At 71.7% G+C, this 3,826-nt stretch carries 4 protein-coding genes; all 4 read left to right on the forward strand.

Annotated elements, in window-relative coordinates; translation table 11 throughout:
- The coding region (locus tag ACTHMS_RS18135; RefSeq protein ID WP_440308063.1) for an SIS domain-containing protein at positions 1-984 on the forward strand (984 nt) is incomplete at its 5' end.
- A complete protein-coding gene (locus tag ACTHMS_RS18140; protein ID WP_440308064.1) occupies positions 978-1,820 on the forward strand; it encodes an N-acetylmuramic acid 6-phosphate etherase in 843 nt (280 codons plus the stop codon). The genes ACTHMS_RS18135 and ACTHMS_RS18140, both read left to right, overlap by 7 nt.
- Positions 1,821-1,877: 57 nt before the next feature.
- On the forward strand, positions 1,878-3,197 hold the full coding sequence (locus ACTHMS_RS18145) for an extracellular solute-binding protein (protein WP_440308065.1): 1,320 nt from the start codon (positions 1,878-1,880) through the stop codon (positions 3,195-3,197).
- 11 nt (positions 3,198-3,208) lie between these two features.
- On the forward strand, positions 3,209-3,826 hold a 618-nt coding region (locus tag ACTHMS_RS18150; protein ID WP_440308066.1), incomplete at its 3' end, for a carbohydrate ABC transporter permease.

Consider the following 3,826-nt stretch of genomic DNA (forward strand, 5'->3'; position numbering starts at 1 on the left):
CTGATGCGGGCCGAGATCGCCGAGCAGCCGGCCGTGCTCGCCGCGGCCGTCGCCGAGTGCGAGCAGGCGCGGGAGGTCGGTGCGCTGCTCCGCCGCCGGCCGCCCCGGTTCGTGCTGCTCGCCGCGCGCGGCACGAGCGACCACGCCGCCCTCTACGCCAAGGACCTCGTCGAGGTCGAGGTCGGTCGCCCGGCCGGGCTCGCATCGCCGTCGGTGTGGACGGTCTTCGGGGCACGGCCCGACCTGCGCGGCACCCTGCTGTTGGCAGTCAGCCAATCCGGCGCGTCCCCGGATCTGGTCGACTCGGTGACTGCGGCGCGCGAGTCGGGCGCGTTGACCGTGGCGGTCACGAACGCACCGTCGTCGGCACTGGCCCAGGCCGCGCACGTGCATGTCGACATCGGCGCCGGCGCAGAGGTCGCCGTCGCGGCGACCAAGACCTACACGGCCGAACTGGTGGCGCTGTACCGCCTGCTCGTCGGCGACCACGGCATCGACCGGCTCGGCGACGCGGCAGCCGCCACGCTCGCCGCCGGCGACGTCGGTGCGGTGGCCGAGCGCTACCGCTTCGCCGACCGCCTGGTCACCACCGGTCGGGGGTGGTCGTACCCCACGGCCCGCGAGGCGGCGCTCAAGCTGATGGAGACGAGTTACATCGCGGCGCAGGCCTTCTCGGGCGCCGACCTGCTGCACGGCCCGCTCGCGATGATCGACGGCGGGGTGCCGGTGCTCGCGCTGACCGGACGTGGGGCGACGGCCGCCGCGATGTCGCCGGTGCTCGAGCGGCTGCGCGAGCGCGGGGCGGACGTCGTCCGGGTCGGCCCGGGCGGCGACCTGCCGGTCGTGGCCGACGCGCTGCCGGAGGCGCTCGCCCCCGTCGTCGAGATCCTGCCGCTGCAGCGACTCGCGCTGCGCGTGGCGACGGCCCGCGGGCTCGACCCCGACCGGCCCCGGGCGCTGGCCAAGGTGACCCACACATGGTGAGGCCGGAACTCGACCGGATGCCCGCCGCCGAGGTGGTCGACCACCTGCTCGTCGCCGAGCAGCGGGTGCTGCCGGCCGTCCGTGCCGCCGCTCCTGCCATCGCCTTGGCCGCCGAACTGGTCGCCGGGCGCTGGCGGCAGGGCGGTCGGATCGTGCTCGCCGGGGCAGGGACGTCCGGACGCATCGCCTGGTCGCAGGCCGCCGAGCTGCCCGGCACCTTCGGCGTCGAGCGCGCCCGCGTCGTCGCGCTGGTCGCCGGTGGCGTCGGCGCGACCGACGACGACGAGGACGACCTGGCCGCGGCCGCCGCCGACCTCGCCACGCTGGCGCTGCGCGCGGACGACGCGCTCGTCGCGGTCGCCGCCAGCGGCAGCACGCCGTACACGCTCGCGCTGGCACGGGCGGCGGTCACGGCCGGCAGCGCGGTCGTCGCGGTGACCGCGGTCGCCGGCTCACCGCTCGCGGGTCTGGCCGACGTCGCGATCGAGGCGGTGGTCGGCCCGGAGGCACTGCGCGGATCGTCCCGCCTGGGCGCCGGCACTGCGCAGAAGATCGCGCTCGATGCCATGACGACGACGGCCTTCGCCCTGCTGGGCCGCGTGCACGGCGATCTGATGATCGACGTGGTGGCGGCCAACGCGAAACTGCGCGCCCGCAGCGCCGGGATCGTCGCCGAGATCTGCGGTTGCAGCGATGCGGACGCCGAGCGGGTGCTGGCGGCCTGCGGGGGCGACGCACGCGCGGCGGTGCTGGTGCTCGCGCGCGGTCTCGGGCCGGACGAGGCGATCACGCTCGCGGCGTCCCACGACACCCTACGCGAAGCCTTGACATCGTAAAATGGTCTAGGCCAATATTCGTCTACGCCAATTGGCGATGACTCAATGGAGGCAGGCGTGAAGCGACGCATCACACGTGCGGTCGTCCTGGCATCGACGGTCATGGTCGGGGCAGCGGCGTGCAGCAGCTCGGCCGGCTCGTCCTCGTCCGGCGGCTCGGTGCTCTCGACCGACGGCAAGGGCAAGACCATCACGGTGTGGCTGCAGAGCGACGCCCAGAAGGGCTGGCCCGACGTGGTCAACCAGGCCAACCAGCGCTTCGAGCAGGCGACCGGCGCCAAGGTGAAGATCGAGTGGCAGCAGTGGGCGAACTACACCACCAAGCTCGACTCGACCTTCGCCGGCTCGACCGCCATCCCGGACGCCGTCGAGCTCGGCAACACGCAGACGGCCTCCTACATCGCCGGCGGCGCCTTCGCCGATCTCACCAAGGCCAAGGGGCAGTTCGAGAACTCGGGCACCTGGCTGCAGGGTCTGGCCGAGTCGGGCACGTCGCCCGACGGCAAGCTGCAGGCCGTGCCCTACTACGCCGGCAGCCGCGTGGTCATCTACCGCAAGGACCTGTGGACGAAGGCCGGCGTCACGAGCGCGCCCACGACCCTCGACGAGCTCTACGCCGACCTCGACAAGATCAAGGCGGCCAACGCGTCCGACCCGAACTTCTCGGCGTTCTACATGCCGGGCAAGTACTGGTACGGCGCGATGTCGTTCGTCTACGGGGCCGGCGGCAGCATCGCCACCCAGAGCGGCGGCACCTGGAAGGGCGACCTCGAGTCGAGCGCGTCGCAGCAGGGGTTGAACAACTGGGCGAAGCTCGCGCGCACGTACTCGGTGGGTGGCGCGACCAAGGACGAGGCCGACCAGGACAACATCATGGCGCAGGGCCACGTCGCCGCCATCCTCGGCAACGGCTGGGAGGTCGGGGCGGTCACCGACCCGAAAACGGGCGACCCGAAGCTCGCGCCCGACCTGTCGACGTTCCCGATGCCGGGCACCGCGGCGGGCAAGTACACGCCGTCGTTCCTCGGCGGATCTGACCTGGCCGTGCCGGCGAAGGCGCCGAACAAGGGCCTCGGTGCCGAGTGGATCAAGATCTTCACCGACACCGCGAGCCAGAAGCTGCTGGCCAAGTACGCGATCCCGAACACGACGTCGCTGCTGGGTGTGTACGAGCAGCAGGCGCAGGCCAACCAGTCGACCGGTGAGGCGGCGAAGAACACCTGGTTCGTGCCGAACACGCCGAACTGGGCGAACGTCGAGAGCGGCAACGTGCTGCAGAACGCGCTCGAGTCGATCGCGACCGGGCAGTCGTCGGTCTCGGCCGCGGCGGCGTCGGCGGACAAGCAGATCGCTTCCATCCTCAACGCCAAGTCCTGAAGGATCAGGCCATGACGACGACGGCGCAGCGCCCACGACCCCGGGTGCTGCGCCGTCGTGCGTCGGGCGGCCTGCGCGGCGCGGGGCTGCCCTACCTGCTCATCGCGCCCGTCGTCCTCGTGCTCGTGGCCGTGGCAGGCTGGCCGTTGCTGAAGATCCTGCTGCTGTCGGTGCAGAAGCAGGAGTCGGGCAAGTACGCGCTGTTCCACAACGGTGGCACCACCTCGTTCACGGGGTTCACCAACTACGTCGACACCCTCACCGACGCCACGTTCTGGTCGGTCGCGCTGCGCACGGCCGTCTTCACCCTCGTCAACGTGGCGGTGAGCCTCGTGCTCGGCATGGCGATCGCCGTGCTGCTCGGCCGGGTGTCCCGCTGGGCGCGCATCATGCTCACCGCCGTGCTGCTGTTCGTGTGGGCGGTGCCCTCGACGGTGTCGACGCAGGTCTTCTACTGGCTTTTCAGCAACCAGTTCGGCGCGGTCAACTACATGCTGTCTCTCATCCCCGGCGTGCATATGCAGGGTCACGACTGGTTCGCCGACCCACACCAGGGCCTGGCAGTCGTGTCGTCCGTTGTGATCTGGGGTGCCCTGCCGCTGCTGGCGATCTCGCTGCACGCGGGAATC

This window comes from Jatrophihabitans sp. (assembly GCF_051960575.1).
In the GTDB taxonomy this organism is placed as follows: domain Bacteria; phylum Actinomycetota; class Actinomycetes; order Mycobacteriales; family Jatrophihabitantaceae; genus JBQCEE01.